We start from the raw sequence: 20920 nt of genomic DNA, 5'->3' as shown, positions 1-20920 counted from the left end.
GTGACGGGGACGGGTTCTATAATTAAAACAGCTTCATCTGCATGCAAGGAAACACAGGGTGAGAATCGCCACCATCACCAACTGGGCCTACGGGATCACCGTCGGCCTGACGCTGGCCTCCGGGAGCGCCATGCTCATGGCCTCCAGCGCCGACCGCGTCGAACGCCAGGCGGTACAGCAGCGCCAGGTCTTTGATACCCTCTCCGACGAGGTGGAAAACGACGCCTGGGCGCTGTCTGACCTCGCCCGGCTATACGTGATTAAGCCCTCGCCGGAGACGCTGGAGCAGTACCAGCAGCTGCAGCGGACCGACAAAAGCATTGAGCTGCGGCTGGCCAGATTGAAAGATAACGGCGCCAGCCGCGAGGAGCTGGCGCTGCTGCACGATGGCCTGCAGATTGCCGCTGAACTGCAGGATGAACAACAGGCCGCCCTGACGCATGTCGCCCACGGCGATGCGCCAGCGGCCATCGCGGTGCTGTACGGCAATGCATACGAGACCGAGCTGGAACGCATGCAGACGCAGATCGATCGCTTCCGCCAGATGCTCGAAAATCGCGCCGCCGTCGCCATTGACCAGGCCACCGAACGCTCGCGGATCTGGCGCACCCTGTCGGAAATCATGGTCGGCCTGACCGCGCTGATGTTTTTGTTCGTCCTCGGCTTTATTCTCAAGCGGCGGGTGCTCTACCCGGTGGTTCGCCTGAGCGACGTGGTGCAGCGTCTCGCCTCCCAGGACTATGCGGTGGAGACGCCGCAGTTTACTCAGGTGGATGAGATTGGCGATATGGCCCAGGCCATCCGCATTTTTCGCGAGAATGGCCTGGCCCGCCAGCAGCTGGAGCAGCAGCGCGACGCTGACTGGGCGATCCGCGAACTGCTGGCGCGCATGACCCAGCGTCTGCAGGGCTGTGAAACCATTGAGGATGTGATTAAGGTGGCGGAACTGTTTGCGCCGAATATCGCCCCGACGATCCCCGGGAAACTGTATATTCTGGATACCGACCCCTGGCAGATGCGCTGCGTGGCGCAGTGGCTGGCGCCCACCGGGGAGACGACGCCCTTTTCACCCGACGACTGTTGGGCGATACGTCGGGGACTCAGCCATCCGCCGGTGCAGGGCGAACCCGATATCACCTGCTATCATCTGCCGGAGGCGCACGCCGGCCAGTCGCTCTGCGTACCGCTCATCGCCCAGGGCGAAGCCATCGGGCTGCTGACCTTTCAGAACGTTACCGCCAGTGACGCCCCTTCCCGGGCCTACCTTGAGCTGATGGCGGAAGCGCTGGGCCTGGCGCTGGCCAATCAGCGCTTACGCAGCGCCCTGCTGGAAAAAGCGCTGTTCGATTCCCTGACCGGCCTGCGTAATCGCCATCATCTTGACGAAGCGCTGCATTCACAGATGGCGCTGGCGGTCCATACCCACACCCCGCTGAGCTGTCTGATGATCGACATCGATCATTTTAAAGCCATCAATGACCGCTACGGCCACGAGGCCGGCGATCTGGTGATTAAGAGCGTCGCCACCATCGTGCAGCGCGCGGTGCGCGATATCGGCACGGCTTTCCGCTACGGCGGCGAAGAGTTTCTGGTGCTGCTCCCCGGCATTGACGAAGCCGAGGCGCACCAGTGCGCCAGCGAGATCTATACCCAGGTGCATGCGATGACGCTGCGCGATGGTCTGACCGAGATAGGCCAGGTGGATGTGTCGATTGGCATCGCCAGCTACCCGCAGCACACCCAAAGCGACAGCCTGCTGCGCGCGGCGGACGCCGCGCTGTACCGGGCGAAAGAGCTGGGCCGCTCAAGGATTGTCAGCTTTGGCCGCCTGAAGACCAGCTAACCGGGTGATTGCTCGGTCGCATTGAGCAGCGAGATAACTTTCCGCACCACCGCCGAACGGATATGGCGGTGGTAAACCATGCTCAGCTCACTCTCCGCCAGCCGGTCCTGAAGATCGATATACACCACGTTATCGAGGCGTAAGGCCCGCGCCGAGACCGGAACCAGGGCCACCCCGACCCCGGCGGAGACCAGGCTAATCATCGAGGTGACGTCGTTAATCCGCTGCGCCACCTGCGGCGTAAAGCCCGCAACGCGGCAGGCGTCAATAAACACCTGCTCCAGCCCGGTGCCCTGCGGATCGTCAAGCGAGATCCAGTTATCCGCGCGCAATGAGGCCAGATTGAGCGCCCCCACGCCCGCCAGCGGATGCTGTTGATAGAGCGCCAGGCAGAGCTTTTCCCGCACAAACGGCCTGACCACCAGCGCCTCCGGCGGCGAGGCCAGCGGCGCGCGGATGATGGCGATATCCAGGCGCAGATCCAGCAGCGCTTCGTAGAGCATTTGCACATCGCCATGCACCAGCGACAGCTCAATCCCCGGCCAGTCGGCGCGCAGCTCGCGCAGCAGCCCCGGCAGTTTACTGTCGTACATCGCGCTGGAGACATACCCCAGATGCAGCCTTCCCTGCTCGCCCCGCGCGGTGCGCTGGGCGTCCAGTGCCGCCTGGTCGACCATCTCCAGCGCCAGCCGCGTCTTCTGCCAAAAGGCCTCGCCCGCGGCGGTCAGGGTCAGACGGCGGTTGGCGCGGGAGAAGAGCACCACCCCCAGACGCTGCTCGAGCTGTTTAATCTGCTGGCTGAGGGCGGGCTGGGCGATATGTAACCGCTCCGCCGCCCGGTGCATATGTAACTCTTCGGCAACGACCACAAAATGGCGTAACGCTCGCAAGGACATGGCCGGACTCCATGGGTTTTATTGATAATAAAAATCTTATCAATAACGCATGAATGATGCAATTGATAACCATTAGCCTGCGAAGCATACTGTGCGCATCGACACGCTAAGGAGAACATCATGACCGCACCGATTCAGGATCTGCGCGACGCCATCGCGCTGCTGCAACAGCATGACAATCAATACCTCGAAACCAATCATCCGGTGGACCCTAACGCCGAGCTGGCCGGCGTCTATCGTCATATCGGCGCCGGCGGCACCGTGAAGCGCCCCACCCGCATTGGCCCGGCGATGATGTTTAACAATATTAAAGGCTATCCGCATTCGCGTATTCTGGTGGGCATGCACGCCAGCCGCCAGCGGGCGGCGCTGCTGCTGGGCTGCGAAGCTTCGCAGCTGGCGCTGGAGGTGGGTAAAGCGGTGAAAACACCGGTCGCGCCGGTGGTGGTTCCGGCCGGCAGCGCCCCCTGTCAGGAGCAGGTTTTTCTGGCCGACGATCCGGACTTTGATTTGCGCACCCTGCTCCCGGCGCCCACCAACACCCCGATCGACGCCGGCCCCTTCTTCTGCCTCGGCCTGGCGCTGGCCAGCGATCCTGACGACGCCTCGCTCACCGACGTCACCATCCACCGCTTGTGCGTGCAGGGCCGGGATGAGCTGTCGATGTTTCTTGCCGCCGGCCGCCATATCGAAGTGTTTCGCCAGAAAGCCGAGGCTGCCGGCAAACCGCTGCCGATAACCATCAACATGGGTCTCGATCCGGCCATCTATATTGGCGCCTGCTTCGAAGCCCCCACCACGCCGTTTGGCTATAACGAACTGGGCGTCGCCGGCGCGCTGCGTCAGCGCCCGGTGGAGCTGGTGCAGGGCGTCAGCGTCCCGGAGAAAGCCATCGCCCGCGCCGAGATCGTCATTGAAGGCGAACTGCTGCCCGGCGTGCGCGTCAGGGAAGATCAACACACCAACAGCGGCCACGCGATGCCGGAATTTCCCGGCTACTGCGGCGGCGCCAACCCGTCGCTGCCGGTGATCAAAGTCAAAGCGGTAACCATGCGGCACAATGCCATCCTGCAGACGCTGGTGGGACCGGGGGAAGAACATACCACCCTCGCCGGGCTGCCGACCGAAGCCAGTATCTGGAATGCCGTCGAGGCCGCCATCCCGGGCTTTTTACAAAACGTCTACGCCCACACCGCGGGCGGCGGTAAATTTCTGGGGATCCTGCAGGTGAAAAAACGTCAGCCCGCCGACGAAGGACGTCAGGGACAGGCTGCGCTGCTGGCGCTGGCGACCTATTCCGAACTGAAAAACATCATTCTGGTTGATGAGGATGTCGATATCTTTGACAGCGACGATATCCTGTGGGCGATGACCACCCGCATGCAGGGGGATGTCAGCATCACCACCCTCCCCGGTATCCGCGGTCACCAGCTCGATCCTTCCCAGACGCCGGAATACAGTCCGTCGATCCGCGGGGAAGGTATCAGCTGCAAGACGATTTTTGACTGCACGGTTCCCTGGGCGCTGAAAGCGCACTTTGAGCGTGCGCCGTTTGCCGATGTCGACCCGCGTCCGTTTGCCCCGGAGTATTTTGCCCGTCTGGAAAACGGCCACGGTCAGTAAGTCAGTCAAGCGGGGCGACAGGCGCCGAACACACGGCGTCTGTCGCCCGATGCAGCGCCATCCGGAGCGGATGGCGAAGGCGGGTTAGTTGATCGCCGCGGCGAGGTCTTTTTTCACCTGCTCACGCTGCTCGGCGGTCAGCACCTGGCTGACGTCGAAGTAGTATTTCACGCGATAATAGCGCACCTGCTGATCCAGTTGGCTAAAGGTAGCCAGCTGCTGTTTGACTTTGGCTTCATCCCATTTCCCGGAGTGAATCACGTCGGCCAGGGCGCCGTCCTGATAGCCGCTGATTTTAATCTGGCTCACACTGTTTTCGAAGCCCTGACGCAGCGCCTGGATTTTGGCGACCTGCTCCTCACTCAGCTTCAGGTGCTGGACGACCGGGTCCTGCGAGACAGACGGCACGTCAGCCGAGGTCGACGCCTGGCTGGCGGCGGTGAAGCAGGTGGTCAGCGCAATGGCGATCAGGGTGTTACGCAAGCGTGTATTCACAATGAGTTATCCTTCAGGCAAGTAAAAGAGACTGGATTATCATCGCGGGAATAAAGACTATCTGTAACAAAGCATTCGTTTAAAACTGGATAAGAAAAGAATGGCAGGTAACCGAACCTGGCCCCGGCGGGCGCTCAGCAGCAAAGAAAGATATATTCATCCTTCCAGTAACGGCCCTGACCAATGATATCCCCGGCCGCATTGATGAGCCGTTTTTGCTTTTCAGTTTCGATCCCCTCCACAATCACATGCCCGGTCAGGGTATGAATGGCCTGTAACAGCCCGGGCAAAGCGGGATCGTTTTCTTTGTCCCAGAAATAGTCTTTATCCACTTTGACGCAATCAAAGCGAAATCGCTCCAGCAGCCGGAACGTCGTTCGTCCGCGACCAAAGTCATCCAGCCAGACCGGGCAAAGCGCCGCCAGCGTGCTCAGCGCCGTCAGTTCACGGCCGGCGATAAATTCATGAAAATTCTCATTTATTTCCAGAGCAATGTATTTACAGGAGCGCAGAAAATCACAGAGATAGCGGTCGGTCAGAATAAAATGGCTTAATAAATCATCAATATTCAGAGAGATCGGCTTATTATCGACCTGGGAAAAATCAAATACGGAAAGCAACTCGATTTGTCGGGTAAATAGTGCAAGCTTATCGCTTTCGGTGAGCGTGGAGAAAGAAAATGTGGGCGCTGAGGTGTTATTTTGTGCGGGTGCTATAATGTCTTTAGTGAGCAATTCCCACGAGTGGTAGCCGCCGCCATCGCTAATAGCGGGCTCCAGAACGAAGCGATAAGAGGTATTTTTCACGTTTTCTTCAACCATTTAAAAAATACCAGAAATAAGAAAGGGTTAAAGCATGTCATATATTTCCCGCTAACAAAAATAGTTTAAAATGATCGATAAGAAACATTCGATAGCTAAAAGCTATCAAGATATAATTTATTGATCGGTAAAGTGAATTAATATAAATTTGCCCCCGCTGTCAGACCCGCGTAAATCACAATTAAAATATCGTTTCAAACCAGCCAGTTACAAGATAACCCCGCCGCCAGGCATGGCGACTTCATGCTTTTTCCCTGCAGGATAAAAAGCATGATGTAATAAAAACGAAAAAAACAAGCCGCCAGTTTTTGTCATATTGTTATGCCGAAGATGAATAACGCATCACCCGGCACGCCCCGCCGGCCATGCCTTCTGCGGGCGATAAATCAGGCAGCCGGGTCAACGAAACGTCATATTTTCCCGCTACCTTACTGGCAGAAAAGGCGAAGCGGGAAGAGGGAAGTGAAAAGAATATACGTGGTTCCGCTGGCGCTGATGCTGATCATGCTCAGCGTCAGCGCGTGGCGGGAACCGGCTCCGCGGCATGCCGCCAGAGGGCTGTGCGTCTGGTTTGATGGCGCAATGGTCGACTGCCTGCAGAGGCAGCGGCTGGGCGAAGCGAGACCCGCTCACGCGCTGGTCAGACGATAAACCGGTACCCGCCGGGTGGTATTGAACAGATTGTCGCTGACCTCCACCTCCTCAGTGACAATAGCCATACCGGACCGGCGCAGCTGGGCAATGTCCGCCGCCACCCGCTGACTGCCGAACCAGAACAGGGCATCAAGCGCGGTAACCGGCAGGCCGGCGATTAATGCCTGGCGGAGTCGATCCCGGGCAGGTTTAATCTCCCGGGCGATCTGCTGGTACGGCGCCGCCGTCAGGCCCGTCGCTTCGACGCGACGAATGCGGTTTGTCAGGTGGTAATGAAAGCTCTCCGGTACAGCCTGTAAATCCTGCTTCAAACTGTAGACGCAGCCGTAACGTTTGCCGTTGAAAACGGCGGCTTTACGGCTGAGCTGCAGCGTCTCGCGGACGTCGGCGATCAGCTGCGGCGCGCGCACCAGCAGCAGGCGAAAAGGCAGCTCGAAGCTGGTGACATAGTCGACGTTCAGTAACGCAATGCGCAGGCGCTCCTCTGCCCCGGCCTGCAGCTGACGGCACTCCTGATAGACTTCGCGCCACTGCTCCCGCAGCCGCGACGTTTCGCCGGCTTCGGTAAACTGGTATTTTTCAATATCGTAATCAACTCTCCCGGCCACCGCGCATTCCTTCCTGAATCAGTCCCGGCGTTATACTATCATCCTCCGGCGCTGTACCCTACGCCGAGCGCCGTCGCCGCTGTCGGTTATTTACGATAAAGATAACGGGTGATGACCACATCAAGAACAAACAGCAGGAAAATAACGCTGCTTAACCACAATAAGCCTGCGAATAAATCAAGTAATTGCATCGTTGTTCCCTCGCCGTTGGCCATAAAAAATAAAGCCCCATCACCATAAAGTAGTTAAGAACTACCTTAACAGCCACAGAATAAAAATTATTTAGCGATATGAAATCCCGAGCCCTTGCAGGTTCATTTTACTGACATCAAATTGTCATCAAACAATGTCTATCATCAGCCGACGCCACAGGATTGTTCCTGCCGTCATGGTATCGCCGGCAAACGCGCGACCGTACGGTTTAACAACACGGAATAATATCGCCCTACCCCACTCTTACTGTCATTGCATAATCTTATATCAGGCCCCATTGCCATTCTGCTGAATAATCCGGAAAGCGCGATAAGTCATAAACGCCCTGCTGATTGGTTGACCATGGAGAAATACGATGCCCAGCGAAAAAGCCCGCAGCCTTGACCATTTCTATGAATTACTGGCGACAGGACAACATCAGAAAATTGAACTCGATTTCGACGTCGCCGCGGACGATTTTTTTAAAATCGCCACCGAGTTTGGCGACATTGGCGCGAGGATCACCCGGCTGAATGAGCGATTTATTATTAAGATCAAGTCGCCGAAAGCCTAAGCCCCTGCCCGCCCTCTCTGGCGGGCGTCAGGCCAGCGGTCATCGCCCGTCCCTTTTTCTTAACGAGTGCCGGTCTGCCGTTCGGCAAAATAGTGCGCCGGCGTCGTCCCCATCGTTTTTTTAAACAGGGTAATGAAAGCATTCACCGACTCATACCCCAGCTTAGCCGCCACGTTTTGTACCGAAACGCCGCTGGCCAGCTCCTGCAGGGCAATAATCAGATGCAGCTGCTGGCGCCAGCGTCCGAAGGTGAGGCCGGTCTCCCGCTGCATCAGGCGCGCCAGGGAGCGTTCACTCAGCGCCAGACGTTTCGCCCACACCGGCAGGGTACTGCGATCGTCAGGATGACTCACCAGCCTGTCGGCCATGGCGCGTATTTTGGGGTGCGCTGAGACGGGCAGATTCAGGCGCTGCGCCGGCATGGTCGCCAGCTCGTCAAGGGTCACCCGGGTCAGTCTCCCGGCATGGCTATCCGCCGCGTAGTCCGCCCCTTCGCGGGTGAGCCGCCCCACCAGCTCATGGATCAGGGAAGAGAGCGCCAGCGCGCAGCAGCTGTCGGGCAGCGCCGCCGCCCCGGGTTCAATAAACAGGTAGTTGAGGCGCGCGTTCCAGGTGGCGGTCACACTGTGGGCAATACCGCCCGGGATCCATACCGCGCAGCGAGGCGGCACGATCCACAGGTTATTTTCCGCCCGACAACGCACCGCGCCATACAGCACGATAATCAGTTGTCCTTTGCGATGGCTATGCACCGGCACTTCGGCTTCATACTCGACAAAATCAAGATGACGCGCGACGGCCGGGCAGGAAGACGCGTCCGGATCGTACAGCGTATTGGCAAAGGGTGATGGCATACGGTTGGCAAGATTCAGGTATTTTTTGACAGAATAGAGTATTTCTCCGCAAGCGCAAGCCGGCAATAATCGGCGGCATGAACATCATCCTCTTTCGTCAGGCCCGCTGGCTGCGGGCCGCAGGCGCCGTCGCGCGCCGTTTCATGCCGCAAACACCCTCAGCCACGCTGCGCAGCGATGGCCAGGCGGTGATCTATGCCGCGAAGAGTTTCGCCGCGGCGATGCTGGCTTATTATCTTGCGCTCTCCATCGGTCTGCAGCGGCCTTCCTGGGCTATCATCACCGTCTATATCGTCTCGCAGACCTCGGCGGGCGCCTCGTTGAGCCGTAGCGTCTATCGGCTGGTCGGGACCGTCGTCGGCGCGGCGGCCACCGTGATCATCGTGCCCACCTTCGTTAACCAGCCGATCCTGTGCAGCGTCATGCTGGCCCTGTGGATCGCGGGTAGCCTCTGCCTGTCCCTGCTTGAACGCACGCCGCGCGGGTACGCCTTCCTGCTGGCGGGCTACACCGCGAGCCTGATTGGCTTTCCCGCCGTCTCCGCGCCCGGAACGATCTTTGACCTCGCCGTCACCCGGGTGGAAGAGATCGCCATCGGTATCTTATGCGCCAGCCTGATCCATCGCTTCGTGCTGCCGGTGCGCATCGCCGGGCGGTTTAACAGCACGCTGGCACAGACGCTGGCAACCGCCCGCCAGCGGATCGCCGATACGCTGGCAGGCAAGCCGGTGGCGGCGGAAACGCTGCGGCTGGCGCTGAGCCTGCAGTTTCTCCAGGGCATCAACCACCACCTGCCCTGGGATGACGGCCTGTCTGTCCCTCACCGCCAGGCGAGAAAAGCGATCCACGACCGGCTGGCGCGACTGTTGATCGTCAATGGCGAATTGTATGACCGTTTACAGAGGAGCGGGCCGCCACCTGACGACCTGCAGGCGCTGCTGGCGGAGGCAGAGGCCTGGCTGACAGGCCCGCAAGCCGCCAGGACGCCGCCCTCGGCAGACGGACTTCTCTTCCGCTGCGAGCGGCTCATCGCCCGGTACGCTACTGACGCGCAGACCATGGACGAGGCGCTGCGGCTCAGCCTGGCGCGCCATCTGGCGGAAGCCATCCGCCTCCTGCAGGAGAGCGAGCGGCTGGCGAAGGCGGTTTATCGCCGGCGGTCGCCTGCCCTGCCCCCCGACGCCGGCGCGGCGAAGGGTTATGTTTTCCATCGCGATCCGCTCAGCGCCCTGCGGACTTCCTTCGGCGCCTTCGTCATCATCCTTAGCGGCTGCCTGATCTGGATAGAATCCGCCTGGCCCGATGGCGGCACCGCGGTCTCGATCCTCGGGGTCTGCTGTAGCCTGTTCGCCAGCTTCGACGCGCCGGCGGCGCATCTGGTGAAATACCTGATCGGCTGCGTGTGGGGCGTGCTGTTCAGCCTGCTCTACAGCTTCGTCCTGCTGCCGCAGGTGAACGAATTTGCGCTGCTGGCGGCGGTGCTCGCCCCGGTCTATCTGCTGGCCGGCTCGCTGCAGGCGCGGCCAGCCACCACCTTTATGGCGATGGGCATCACCCTGACGCTGCCGATATTGTGCGAGCTGGGGGCCAGCTACCGCGGCGACTTCGCGACGGCGATCAATACCGCGCTCGCGCTGTTTATCGCCGTCGGTTATGCGGCGTTTGGTATGCGCCTGCTGCAAACCGTGCAGGCGGAAACCGCTATCCGTCGTCTGCTGACGCTGTGCCAGCGCGATATCCGCCGCGCCGCTCGCGGCCGGCTGGCGCACAATGCCCACCGCTGGACCAACCTGATGATCGACCGAACCGCATTACTGCTGCCCCGCCTGCCGCAGAGTGGACCGGCAGCCGGTCAGTTGCTTGACAAGATGCTGCGCGATATTCGTACCGGTCTCGCCGTGATCCATCTGCGCCGTCGCTATCAGCAGGCGGACAGTGCGTCGGCGGACGCAGTGCAAGCGCTCCTCGACGCGCTGAACCCGCAGCCGGACATGACGGCCCTGGAGCAACCGGTCAATGCGCTGCTGGCCCAGGCTTTACCGGCGACCGATGCCGCCTCGCGCGAACGCGCGGAAGCGCTCATCGCGCTGTATTGCGCCTTACACCTGCCTGAGGAGAGCCAGAACCATGCGTGACCTCGCGCTGGGCGGGGTATTTTTCCCCGGCCTGCTGATTGTCGGCCTTATCGCCCTGCTCGCTACACTGTTGCTGCAACCGCTTATCTTCTCCGCCCGCGGCCCGGGTCGCCTGCCGTGCCGGCCGCTGTGGGGGCTGTCCCTTTTTATCGCGCTTTTCTTCCTGCTCCTGCAGGGCGTTCACTCGCTGGGGTTATCCGTATGACACTGTATCTGACACTTGTGGGCCGCTATGCCCTGACTTTAGGCGCCGTCGCCGCCGCCGCGCTACTGGCTTTCATTTTCTGGAAACAGGAGGCGCAGACGCCCTGGACCCGCGATGGCCGGATGCGGGCCGACGTGGTGCAGATCGCCCCCAATGTCTCGGGGCCGGTGGCCAGCGTGGCGGTGAAAGACAACCAGTGGGTCAATCGGGGAGAGGTACTCTATACCATCGATCCGCGCTGGCTGAAGCTGGCGGTCAGCAGCGCTCAGGCGGAGGTGGAAGCCCGACGCCAGGAGATGGCGATGCGCCAGGATGCCGCCAGACGTCGGGCGCAGATCCAGGGCGTCATCTCCAGCGAAGATCTGAAACAGACCAACAGCGCGGCCAGCGTCGCGGCCGCTAACTACCAGGGCGCGCTGGCGGCACTGGCGCTGGCGCAGCTGAATGTAGCGCATGCCACCGTGCGGGCGCCGGTATCCGGCTACGTGACCCATCTCCGGCTGCGCCCCGGCGACTATGCCACCGCCGGGGTGACGACAGTCGCCATTATCGATGGTCAGAGTTTCTGGGTGGTGGGGTATTTTGAAGAGACCCGTCTGCGCCACATCCACATTGGCGATACCGCGCACATCACGCTGATGGGCTACGACCCGGTTATTACCGGCCATGTGGAGAGCATCGGGCACGGGATCGGCGATACCAATGATGAAACCGGCGCCCTGGGCCTGCCGCAGGTCGAGCCAACGTTCAGCTGGGTGCGGCTGGCGCAGCGTGTGCCGGTGCGTATCCATATCGATACCCTGCCCGCGGGGGTGGAGCGGGTCGCCGGTCTGTCCGCGACCATTTCGGTCATCCCTGACCGGACGGCGCGGCGCGCCGGTCAATCATCCGTAGCCGACTTGCTGTCCTCTCAGTGATAGCCTTCGCTGCCGGACACTTTGCCGCGAAAGACGTAATAGCTCCAGGCGGTATACATCAGGATCACCGGGATGATGAGCAGCGCCCCCGGCAGCATAAATACCTGACTGGAGGGCGGCGCGGCGGCATCCCACAGGGAGATGTGCGGCGGAATAATGTTCGGCCAGACGCTGATCCCCAGCCCGCTGAAGCCGAGGAATATCAGGCCCAGCGTCAGGATAAAGGGACGAGCGTGGCTGGCGGGGCGCGCGCTCAGGCGCCAGATCCACAGGCTCAGGGTCAGCACCAGGATCGGCACCGGCACGAACCAGAAGAAATTGGGCAGCGTAATCCATCGTTCCGCCACGTAGCGCCAGCCCAACGGCGTCCAGACGCTGACCACCGCGATCACCGCCATCAGCGCCAGCAGCACCTTGCGGGTCAGCTCGCGCATCCGCTGCTGCAGCGCGCCTTCGCTTTTCATGATGAGCCAGGTGGTGCCCAACAGCAGATAGGCCACCACCAGCCCCAGACCGCAGAACAGGTTAAAGGGGGTAAGCCAGTCCAGCGTCGAGCCGGCGAAGCGGCGGTCGGCTACCGCAAAGCCGTTGATAAAGGCGCCGACGACAATCCCCTGGCTGAAGGTCGCCAGCAGCGAGCCGCCGGCGAAGGCATAGTCCCAGAAGGTGCGATGCGAGGGAACCGCTTTAAAACGAAACTCAAACGCCACGCCGCGGAAAATCAGGCCGATGAGCATCGCCGTCAGCGGGATAACCAGCGCATCGGTGATCACCGCGTAAGCCAGCGGAAACGCGCCGAACAGCCCTGCCCCGCCGAGCACCAGCCAGGTTTCGTTACCATCCCAGACGGGCGCCACGCTGTTAACCATCACATCGCGCTCTTCGGCGTCATGCACCACGCTGAACAGCATCCCGATGCCTAAATCGAAACCATCCATCACGATATACATCAACGTGGCGAAGACAATGATGACAAACCAAATCACCGAGATATCGATGCTCATGATGCGTTCTCCTCATCCCGCACCGGCTCTGCCGCCGAGAGCGGACGCGCCGGGGTGCCTGCGGTTTGCGAGGTCAGCTCCGTCACCGGCTGCGGCCCTTTTTTGATAAGCCGGAAGATATAGTAATACCCCACGCCAAACACCGCGCAGTAGACCACGATAAACACCAGCAGGCTGATAGCCATTTGCAGCGTACTGTGCAACGACACCGCGTCCCGGGTGCGCAGCAAACCGTAGATCACCCACGGCTGACGGCCCATCTCGGTGGTCACCCACCCGGCGACCAGCGCAATAAGACCGGCGGGCCCCATACAGAGCGCAAACCACTGGAAGGGACGCGAATGGTACAGCCGCCGCCGATAGCGCAGCCAGGCGCTGCAGATCCCTAAGGCGATCATCAACACGCCCATCCCAACCATGATACGGAACGACCAGAACACGGCGGGCGAATAGGGCCGGTCCTCTTTCGGGAAATCTTTCAGGGCCGGCACCTGCTTATGCAGGCTGTGGGTGAGGATCAGGCTGCCCAGCGCCGGGATCTCCAGGCCATAGCGGGTCCGCTCCTCTTCCATATCCGGCAGGCCAAACAGCAGCAGCGGGGTGGCCTCGCCCGGCCGGTTTTCCCAGTGTCCTTCAATCGCCGCAATCTTCGCCGGCTGATGCTCAAGGGTGTTAAGGCCATGCATATCCCCCACCACCGCCTGGATGGGCGCCACCAGCAGCGCCATCCACATCGCCATCGACAGCATTTTGCGGATGGCCGGCGAGTCGTTGCCGCGCAGCAGATGCCAGGCGGCGGAGGCCCCGACGAACATGGCGCTGCTGAGAAACGCGGCGATCGCCATATGGAACAAGCGATACGGGAATGAGGGGTTAAAGATAATCGCCAGCCAGTCCTGCGGGATGAGGTGGCCATTTTCGAGGGTAAAACCCTGCGGCGTCTGCATCCAGCTATTGGAGGCGAGGATCCAGAAGGTGGAGACCAGGGTGCCAAGGGCTACCATGCAGGTGGTAAAAAAATGCAGCGCCGGCGGCACCTTGCTCCAGCCGAACAGCATCACGCCGAGGAATCCCGCTTCGAGGAAGAAGGCGGTCAGCACTTCATACAGCAGCAGCGGGCCGGTAATACTGCCGGCAAACTGGGAGAATCCGCTCCAGTTGGTGCCGAACTGATAGGACATGACTAATCCGGAAACCACGCCCATGCCAAAATTGACGGCGAAAATTTTCAGCCAGAAGTTGTAGAGCGAGCGCCAGACGTTATCCCGGGTTCGCAGCCACATCCCTTCCAGCACCACAAGGTAGCTGGCAAGGCCGATGGTGATGGCCGGAAACAGAATATGGAAGGAAACGGTAAAGGCAAATTGCAGTCGGGCCAGATGAAACGCGTCAAATTCAAACATAATCCGCACCCATCATTATGAAACGCCCCGGCCGCAGCCGGGGCTTATGCGAACATCACTTAGCCGATGATGACGTGTTTTGCTTACCGGCGCCCAGTTCAGCGCCGGTCAAAGGATCACCCTGCGGGTCAGATTCTGTTCGCTTCAGCATCGCTTTGCACAGCGCTTCCTGCTCCGGCGTCAGGCCGACAGAGGCGCTGCCATCTCCGCCATCCACGGCCGGCTGCGGATCCTTGACATAATCGAAGTGTTTGTCACTGTTCCAGCTGCCGCGTACTTCTCCACCTTCAGACATATTGTAGTAGGTGTTCGCGTACTCGCTAATGGGCGGCAGTTTGCCCGGCGGATAGTTGTTGCGAATTGACTGCAGCGCCTTCTCAAAAGAGAGCTGATGCGCCGCTTCGCGGGTCATCAGGAACGCCAGCGCGTCTTTTACGCCGGGATCGTCGGTCACGTTGATCAACCGTTCATAGACGATCTTCGCCCTCGCCTCCGCCGCGACGTTTGACCGCAGGTCGGCGGTGGGTTCGCCGATAGTATCAATGTAGGCCGCCGTCCACGGCACGCCCGCCGAATTGGTCAGCGGGGTACCGCCGCCGTACAGTAACGACGTAATATGGCTGTCGTTGCCGTTGGCGGTGAGCGAACGATAGAGTTCCGCCTCGCTCTCGGTGCCCTCCGCCAGCGCCCCTTTGGCGCCTTTATTTAGCATGCCGACCAGGGTGCCAATGATCTCCAGATGGCTCAGCTCCTCTGTCGCGATATCCATCAGCATGTCTTTGCGGCCGGGATCGTCATCGCTTAATCCCTGAGTGAAATAACGACACGCGGCGGCCAGCTCGCCCTGAGGGCCGCCAAACTGTTCGAGCAGTAAATTCGCGAGCCCCGGATTGGGTTCAGCAACGCGCACGGTATACTGCAGTTGTTTCACATGACGAAACATAGGCCTGCCTCCTGGTTATTTTTTCGCTTCTACGCCGTCAGCATCTGAACGCAGGAGAAATTGCTCCGTGGTCTGAGGAATATGTTTGATCAGCCAGTCGGCCATGGCCTGCTCTTCCGCCAGGATGGCCTCAATGGCCGGAATGGAAGCGGTATCGCCCGCTTTTTCAGCCGCCGCCAGCAGAGAGGTATAGCAGGCGATCTCAAACTGCTCGAAGACGTACCCGCTGATCGAGCCTTTGACTATTTCATCGGAAGGAAACATCCCGCCGATGGACTGGCCGAGAGCCGCCATTTTACTCATCGAATCTTTAATCACCGAGCGCGAAATCTCGTTGCGGTCGAGGATCTCTTCCAGCACGGTAATTTGCCGTTTGGTCTCATTGATATGCTGTTCGATTCTGGCACGGAGATCCGGATAATTATCGATACGGCCAGCCATTGATTCCAGCATGGATTCTGCCTGTTTTTCCATGGCATGCGCATCTCGTAGCCAGTCATGATAATGTTCAATGTGATTCATCGTGATTTCCTCGTGTCAGGGAGCGTTTATTTTTCTGCTTTTTTATTAATATTACCTACCGCCAGGTCGGTTAATTTCACATCGGTTTGTTTTTCTTCTTCCAGGGTTTCGGCCAGCAGCTTGACCGCTTTTTTATAACCCAGCTGTTCCGCTAGGGTCACCAGGGTACCGTAACTGGCAATTTCGTAATGCTCGACCTTTTGCGCAGCGGCAATTAACGCGGCATCACGTACTTCATTTTTTTCCGTGCTCTCAACGACTTCATTGGCCTCTTCGATTAATCCTTCCATGGCCACGCATTTCATGCGTTTGATTTTCAGACCGGATTCCTGCTCAACGATCTGGTCGATACGTTCAATCTGGCCCTGGGTTTCTTCAAGATGAGCATTGAACGCCGCGCTGAGTTTTTCACTGGACGCCGCTCTGGCCAGTTTAGCCAGCCCGCGGGTTAATTGTTTCTCTGCGCTGTAGGTATCTGAGAGCAGGTGAATAAATACATCTTCAATGCTTTTCATATTCATAGAAATACCTTCTGGAGTCAGAAAATAACTGCGAGCCCGTGACAGACTCGCAGGAGATACTTTCACTTCAGGGTGCAAGGAAAAGGATAATCAGGAATTATCAGACTTGCGGCCACCGCCGTGGCTGTTTTGTCCGCCTTTTTTACCCGCTTCGGACGCACGCTGCGGATCATTTTTAAAGTTCCCGCCGCTGTGCTGACCACCTTTACGACCTGCTTCAGAAGCTTTTTCACGGTCTTCAGCAAAATTACCGGAACCACCACGATGCTCTGCCATATTTTCACCTCATGTATATCGGTTATGTCAGTACGATACGAAAATATTCCGTATCACTCGTCGTTCGATATTTAAATCTAGCGGGTAATGCTGGTTAGTCAAATTATTATCCGGTGTTTCCGATACCTTTTAGCAGCAATTCGGAATAATTCTATAAAACACATCAAAAACAACCAGACGGCACATTTCGGCTAACTTACTGTGTTCAGGGAAATAATGCATAGAGACCACCCATGCGGCAAAGAATTATTTATACCGGCGGGTTACTCCCGTTGGGTTATATAACGAAGCGGCAGTATTGCCTGTAGCCCGACTGAAATTAGGAATTTTTCTTGTTTTTAAGGCAAAAAAAAGCCGCTGGGGAAGCGGCTGGAAAAATAAAATGGAGCGAATATCATGCCCGATTAAGCCTGGCATATTCAGGGGAAACAGGCAAATAACGCCAATAAATAAGCGAAGCGTGGAATATATTCAGCGACTGGAATATCACGCAGTTCCATTATTAGTACTCTACGCTTTATTTTCACGGTGGTTTATCGGCGGCAATAGCGTCAGGTCACTTTGCCTTTGCGCCTGATGCGATCAGCCATTCTCTCCAGGAGAAGACTCTATGAAAGCACTCACTTATCATGGCCCCCATCATGTCAGCGTTGACACCATGCCCGACCCAGCCCTTGAGGCGCCGGACGATATTATTCTGCGCGTCACGGCGACGGCGATCTGCGGTTCCGATCTGCACCTTTACCGCGGAAAGATCCCCGGCACGCACCATGGTGATATTTTCGGCCATGAATTTATGGGGGAAGTGGTGGACGCCGGTTCGGACGTCACCGCGGTTCGTAAAGGCGATCGGGTGGTTATCCCGTTTGTCATTGCCTGCGGAGACTGCTTCTTTTGTCGCCTGCAGCAATATGCCGCCTGCGAAAGCACCAATAGCGGCCAGGGGGCGACGCTCAATCGCAAAGGTATTTCGCCACCCGCGGCGCTGTTTGGCTATAGTGATTTGTACGGCGGGATCCCCGGCGGCCAGGCGGAATATGTGCGGGTTCCCAAAGCCAATACCGGCCCGTTTAAAGTGCCGGACACCTTACCCGATGAAAAGGTGCTGTTTCTGTCAGATATTCTGCCCACCGCCTGGCAGGCGGTAAAAAACGCCGAGGTCAAACCCGGCAGCAGCGTGGCTATTTTTGGCGCCGGCCCGGTTGGCCTGCTGTGCGCCTCCTGCGCCAGGCTCAATGGCGCAGAGCAGATATTCATCATTGATCATAACGATTACCGACTCGACTTCGCGCAGCAGCGCTATGGCGCGATCCCGATAAACTTCGACCACCATGACGACCCGGCGCAGTGGATTATCGACAACACCGCCGGCCATCGCGGCGTCGACGCGGTGATTGACGCCGTCGGCTTCGAGGCGAAAGGCAGCCTCACGGAAACCGTCCTCACCACCCTGAAAATCGAGGGCAGCAGCGGGAAAGCGCTGCGCCAGTGCATCGCCGCCGTGCGCCGCGGCGGCATCGTCAGCGTGCCCGGGGTTTACGCCGGTTTCATTCATGGATTTATGTTTGGCGATGCCTTTGATAAGGGGCTGACCTTCAAAATGGGGCAAACCCACGTCCATGCCTGGTTGCCGGATCTGCTGGCGCTAATTGAGCAAGGGTTGCTCACCCCGGAGGAGATAATCACGCACCATATGCCGCTGGAGGAGGCCGCGCGCGGCTATCAGATCTTTGAGAAGCGTGAAGAGGCATGCCGCAAAGTGATCCTCGTGCCGGGGATGCAGCCCGGAAAGGCAACGCTTTGAGGCGGAGGTTAACGCAGCGAAACCCCTCGGCGGCCAGTGCGGGCCGTGATATAAAAACAGTATCCGCTGGCCCGCCGTGGCGGATACCGCCATTAACCACAGGAGAAGGTCATGCTCGAGTTACGCCCGAATTGCGAATGCTGTGATAGAGATCTGCCGCCAGACTCACCCGAAGCGTTTATCTGTTCGTTCGAGTGTACCTTTTGCCAGGACTGCATGACGGCCCGGCTGAACGGCCATTGCCCGAACTGCGGCGGCGAGCTGGTGCGGCGCCCGGTGCGTCCCGAAGAGGCGCTCCGGCGTCACCCCGCCTCCACCCTGCGTCGCCATACGCAGTAAAACCGGATGAGCAGGCGTCGCGAACGGGAGCCCTCAGGCTCCCTTTCTTCACCCTTATTTCTCTGCCGAAAAGCGCCACTCCGCGGCGGTCGACAGCGTCACAAAGGGCCCCGCAAGGGTGACATTGTGATGGCCAATGATGTCAGGCGCTGATAAACGTTCGTTATCCATGGTTGAGTGCGCATCCGAGATTAACACCGTCCGTAATCCCAGCGCCGATGCCGCTCGGCAGGTCGTGTCCACGCAGAATTCGGTTTTCATCCCGGCAATAACCAGCTGTTTTACGCCGGCCTGGGCGAGCTGATGCTCAAGGTCAGTTTGCTGGAAACAGGAGGGGTATTTTTTAATCAAAACGATATCCCGCTCGCAGTTAACCCCCATCTCAGGCAGCAGTTGGGTTAATGGACTTTGCGCGGAGAACGGAGAGTCGTCAGGTCCGGTATGGCGGGCAAAGAAGACTGGCACCTCAGCCTGTCTCGCTTTTTCAATCAGCAGGCAAACGTTCGCCAGAAGCGCATCGGCCTGATACGGGGAAACCGGGCCACGGAAAAGCCCCTGCTGCATATCGATAATTAACAGGGCATGTTCAGATGAAATCATGATGGGTCTCCATTCAGTCTGTCACGAACGGAGAAGACGCTCCCCGTCCACATTGGCGGGGAGTGAGGATCTGTTTGTCAGGAGCCGGTCACAGATACGCCCACACCACCGCAGGTTACGGTCGTGGTGGTGACGGTGGTGGTTGGCTGCACTGACGTAATCATTATCTGACCTTCACTTATTCTTTACAGATAAAACATAAGCGGCATTAAAACGGCTCTTTTCTTATAGCATTGAGCTGAGACGGATTGCAATTTATGCCTGAACAACGCAGCCGCTTTACGCAACCATTAACGGCTTACAATATAGGCGCGAAGGGTTTCGCCTGCTGAAAGAATATGTTTCACGGTATATGCCCGAGCCTCCTGTGGATTATTTTGCTGGCAGGCCATCAGGATCTGCTGATGCTCATCCTGGAATTTCAGCGTATCCGACAGCAGTCTGTTCTGAAAAAGCTCATATCTTTCAATCTGCTCGCGCAATTCACCGATCATCTTCAACAGGCGCTGATTGTTACACTTCCGATACAGCAGTTCATGAAACTCCCGGTTATACCTCCCCTGCTGCTCGGGTTCAGAAGCGCTGCTCAGCAGCTGATGCACCAGCTCTGCCCGGGCAAGCGTTTCCGGGTCCATATTCTTCAGGCTATGAAAAATGGCTTCACCTTCCAGGAGTGCCCGCAGCTGATAAATTTCATCGACATCTGCGGCCGTCAGCGTTTTCACCACCGCGCCACGATTTCTGTAAATCTCAACCAGACCTTCGCGCTCAAGCTGCTGTATCGCTTCTCTCATTGGGATACGGCTGACAGAAAACTGGCAGGCCAGGTCGCGCTCTACAAGCCGGTCGCCATCTCGCAATGCCCCCTTGTTGATTAAGATTTTTAACTCACTGGCAAGGATGTCAGCGGTCGAACGGGTAGCAGCGTTCATTTGGCTCTCTTTACATCATTCATAAATGGTATACCATTATGCCATTATAGCCAACGTCATGACAACCTTGCGATTCTACCTGCAGCTTCGTTCAGGCAATGCACCTGGACGATACCGCAGTGAAGAAATTCATCCCTCTCTAGAGAAAGGCAAACCAATGGAACATGCTTATACCAGTCATATCACATGGACCGGCAATCAGGGCACGGGTACTTCGGGTTACAAGGCTTATGCCCGAACCTGGGATATCGCGGTAAAGGGAAAAGAACCCATTCATTGTTCAAATGATCCATTACTGGGCGGCGATCCCGGCAAAATGAACCCGGAAGATCTCCTGCTCTCTTCTCTCTCTGCCTGTCACATGCTGTGGTACTTACATCTGGCCTCAGATGCCGGCATTACGGTCATGGAATATCAGGACTCGCCGGTAGCAACGGGCGAAGTATTAAAAGGGGGCGCGGGTCGCTTTATTTCTGCTACCCTCAGGCCGAAAATCACCGTATTACCAGGTACCGATCTCGACGCCGCCGCGGCCCTTCATCAGCAGATCCATCACGTCTGTTTTATCGCCCGATCGGTCAATTTCCCGGTCAGCTACCAGCCTGAATTTATTATCTTTAACGCAGAGTAACTCGTTTCTGGCGCGGTCATCCGGCGCTCAGGAAATGTGGCTGGGGTATCCAACCTCAGCCACACTTCGCTGCACACCGAAGCATCCTGCTCTGGCCGTCATTAGACTGCAGGGAAATTCACCACGGA

General features: G+C 58.3%; 23 protein-coding genes. 9 read left to right on the top strand and 14 right to left on the bottom strand.

The annotated features are described in order from the left end of the window. Positions 1 to 58: 58 nt before the first annotated feature. Positions 59 to 1843, top strand: coding sequence for a diguanylate cyclase (locus tag ABLU95_RS16765; RefSeq protein WP_348880015.1), 1785 nt, complete (start codon positions 59 to 61; stop codon positions 1841 to 1843). Here ABLU95_RS16765 and ABLU95_RS16760 read toward each other — a convergent pair. Next, positions 1840 to 2739 (bottom strand): LysR substrate-binding domain-containing protein, encoded by a 900-nt coding sequence (locus tag ABLU95_RS16760; protein WP_023289227.1) that lies wholly within the window; start codon positions 2737 to 2739, stop codon positions 1840 to 1842. The genes ABLU95_RS16765 and ABLU95_RS16760 overlap by 4 nt on opposite strands. A 120-nt stretch (positions 2740 to 2859) precedes the next feature. Between ABLU95_RS16760 and ABLU95_RS16755 the strand changes: the two genes are divergently transcribed. Continuing rightward, positions 2860 to 4362, top strand: coding sequence for a UbiD family decarboxylase (locus ABLU95_RS16755; protein WP_023289226.1), 1503 nt, complete (start codon positions 2860 to 2862; stop codon positions 4360 to 4362). Positions 4363 to 4446: 84 nt separating this feature from the next. On the opposite strand, the gene ABLU95_RS16750 is transcribed toward ABLU95_RS16755, so the two are convergent. From ABLU95_RS16750 to ABLU95_RS16735, 4 genes are all read right to left on the bottom strand, one after another. Beyond that, a complete protein-coding gene (locus tag ABLU95_RS16750) occupies positions 4447 to 4857 on the bottom strand; it encodes a Spy/CpxP family protein refolding chaperone (protein ID WP_348880013.1) in 411 nt (136 codons plus the stop codon). A 134-nt stretch (positions 4858 to 4991) separates the two neighbouring features. After that, the gene (locus ABLU95_RS16745) at positions 4992 to 5678 is read right to left on the bottom strand and encodes an EAL domain-containing protein (RefSeq protein ID WP_023289224.1); all 687 of its coding nucleotides are present in this window, start codon (positions 5676 to 5678) and stop codon (positions 4992 to 4994) included. A 428-nt stretch (positions 5679 to 6106) separates the two neighbouring features. Then, positions 6107 to 6262 (bottom strand): hypothetical protein, encoded by a 156-nt coding sequence (locus ABLU95_RS16740; protein ID WP_048298651.1) that lies wholly within the window; start codon positions 6260 to 6262, stop codon positions 6107 to 6109. Positions 6263 to 6307: 45 nt separating this feature from the next. Further along, entirely contained in the window at positions 6308 to 6940 is a 633-nt protein-coding gene (locus ABLU95_RS16735; RefSeq protein WP_023289223.1) for a helix-turn-helix domain-containing protein, read from the bottom strand. 568 nt (positions 6941 to 7508) lie between these two features. Here ABLU95_RS16735 and ABLU95_RS16730 point away from each other — a divergent pair. Then, complete coding sequence (locus ABLU95_RS16730; protein ID WP_023289222.1) at positions 7509 to 7706, top strand: hypothetical protein; 198 nt, start codon at positions 7509 to 7511, stop codon at positions 7704 to 7706. A 59-nt stretch (positions 7707 to 7765) separates the two neighbouring features. On the opposite strand, the gene ABLU95_RS16725 is transcribed toward ABLU95_RS16730, so the two are convergent. Continuing rightward, the gene (locus ABLU95_RS16725) at positions 7766 to 8560 is read right to left on the bottom strand and encodes a helix-turn-helix transcriptional regulator (protein WP_044522244.1); all 795 of its coding nucleotides are present in this window, start codon (positions 8558 to 8560) and stop codon (positions 7766 to 7768) included. A 77-nt stretch (positions 8561 to 8637) separates the two neighbouring features. On the opposite strand from ABLU95_RS16725, the gene ABLU95_RS16720 reads away from it, so the two are divergent. Genes ABLU95_RS16720 through ABLU95_RS16710 form a run of 3 tightly spaced genes read left to right on the top strand, consistent with a single transcriptional unit; the run spans position 8638 to position 11817 of the window. Then, the gene (locus ABLU95_RS16720) at positions 8638 to 10695 is read left to right on the top strand and encodes an FUSC family protein (protein WP_348880009.1); all 2058 of its coding nucleotides are present in this window, start codon (positions 8638 to 8640) and stop codon (positions 10693 to 10695) included. Next, positions 10688 to 10900 carry a DUF1656 domain-containing protein gene (locus ABLU95_RS16715; RefSeq protein ID WP_049014926.1) on the top strand — a complete coding sequence of 71 codons (213 nt, stop codon included), beginning with the start codon at positions 10688 to 10690 and terminating at the stop codon, positions 10898 to 10900. The genes ABLU95_RS16720 and ABLU95_RS16715 overlap by 8 nt, the downstream gene beginning before the upstream one ends. Then, positions 10897 to 11817 carry an HlyD family secretion protein gene (locus tag ABLU95_RS16710; RefSeq protein ID WP_348880007.1) on the top strand — a complete coding sequence of 307 codons (921 nt, stop codon included), beginning with the start codon at positions 10897 to 10899 and terminating at the stop codon, positions 11815 to 11817. The genes ABLU95_RS16715 and ABLU95_RS16710 overlap by 4 nt, the downstream gene beginning before the upstream one ends. Here ABLU95_RS16710 and cydB read toward each other — a convergent pair. The 6 genes from cydB to ABLU95_RS16680 all read right to left on the bottom strand — a co-directional run bounded on the left by cydB (position 11811) and on the right by ABLU95_RS16680 (position 16486). Next, the gene (gene cydB / locus ABLU95_RS16705) at positions 11811 to 12821 is read right to left on the bottom strand and encodes a cytochrome d ubiquinol oxidase subunit II (protein ID WP_348880005.1); all 1011 of its coding nucleotides are present in this window, start codon (positions 12819 to 12821) and stop codon (positions 11811 to 11813) included. The two genes, ABLU95_RS16710 and cydB, sit on opposite strands and share 7 nt — an antisense overlap. Beyond that, positions 12818 to 14224: a cytochrome ubiquinol oxidase subunit I gene (locus ABLU95_RS16700; protein ID WP_023289216.1), complete on the bottom strand. Its 1407-nt coding sequence runs from the start codon at positions 14222 to 14224 to the stop codon at positions 12818 to 12820. The genes cydB and ABLU95_RS16700 overlap by 4 nt, the downstream gene beginning before the upstream one ends. 55 nt (positions 14225 to 14279) lie before the next feature. After that, complete coding sequence (locus ABLU95_RS16695) at positions 14280 to 15167, bottom strand: manganese catalase family protein (protein ID WP_023289215.1); 888 nt, start codon at positions 15165 to 15167, stop codon at positions 14280 to 14282. Positions 15168 to 15182: 15 nt separating this feature from the next. After that, positions 15183 to 15689: a ferritin-like domain-containing protein gene (locus ABLU95_RS16690; protein WP_023289214.1), complete on the bottom strand. Its 507-nt coding sequence runs from the start codon at positions 15687 to 15689 to the stop codon at positions 15183 to 15185. A gap of 26 nt (positions 15690 to 15715) precedes the next feature. Further along, the gene (locus tag ABLU95_RS16685) at positions 15716 to 16210 is read right to left on the bottom strand and encodes a ferritin-like domain-containing protein (RefSeq protein ID WP_023289213.1); all 495 of its coding nucleotides are present in this window, start codon (positions 16208 to 16210) and stop codon (positions 15716 to 15718) included. Between the two features lie 90 nt (positions 16211 to 16300). Then, positions 16301 to 16486, bottom strand: coding sequence for a general stress protein (locus ABLU95_RS16680; protein WP_004150795.1), 186 nt, complete (start codon positions 16484 to 16486; stop codon positions 16301 to 16303). A 610-nt stretch (positions 16487 to 17096) separates the two neighbouring features. Here ABLU95_RS16680 and ABLU95_RS16675 point away from each other — a divergent pair. Beyond that, positions 17097 to 18290 (top strand): zinc-dependent alcohol dehydrogenase, encoded by a 1194-nt coding sequence (locus ABLU95_RS16675; protein ID WP_348880003.1) that lies wholly within the window; start codon positions 17097 to 17099, stop codon positions 18288 to 18290. A gap of 111 nt (positions 18291 to 18401) precedes the next feature. After that, positions 18402 to 18629, top strand: coding sequence for a DUF1272 domain-containing protein (locus tag ABLU95_RS16670; protein ID WP_348880002.1), 228 nt, complete (start codon positions 18402 to 18404; stop codon positions 18627 to 18629). A gap of 54 nt (positions 18630 to 18683) precedes the next feature. Here ABLU95_RS16670 and ABLU95_RS16665 read toward each other — a convergent pair whose 3' ends face one another. Both ABLU95_RS16665 and ABLU95_RS16660 read right to left on the bottom strand, forming a co-directional pair. Continuing rightward, entirely contained in the window at positions 18684 to 19229 is a 546-nt protein-coding gene (locus ABLU95_RS16665) for a cysteine hydrolase family protein (protein ID WP_023289210.1), read from the bottom strand. 290 nt (positions 19230 to 19519) lie between these two features. After that, positions 19520 to 20161 carry a GntR family transcriptional regulator gene (locus ABLU95_RS16660; RefSeq protein WP_064154847.1) on the bottom strand — a complete coding sequence of 214 codons (642 nt, stop codon included), beginning with the start codon at positions 20159 to 20161 and terminating at the stop codon, positions 19520 to 19522. Between the two features lie 157 nt (positions 20162 to 20318). On the opposite strand from ABLU95_RS16660, the gene ABLU95_RS16655 reads away from it, so the two are divergent. Continuing rightward, the gene (locus ABLU95_RS16655) at positions 20319 to 20792 is read left to right on the top strand and encodes an OsmC family protein (protein WP_004203707.1); all 474 of its coding nucleotides are present in this window, start codon (positions 20319 to 20321) and stop codon (positions 20790 to 20792) included. The last annotated feature ends 128 nt before the right edge of the window (positions 20793 to 20920 follow it).

Origin of the sequence: Klebsiella sp. GG_Kp146 (genome assembly GCF_040061975.1) — a bacterium.
Lineage (GTDB): Bacteria > Pseudomonadota > Gammaproteobacteria > Enterobacterales > Enterobacteriaceae > Klebsiella > Klebsiella quasipneumoniae.
This window is presented reverse-complemented; position numbering and strand designations above follow the sequence as displayed.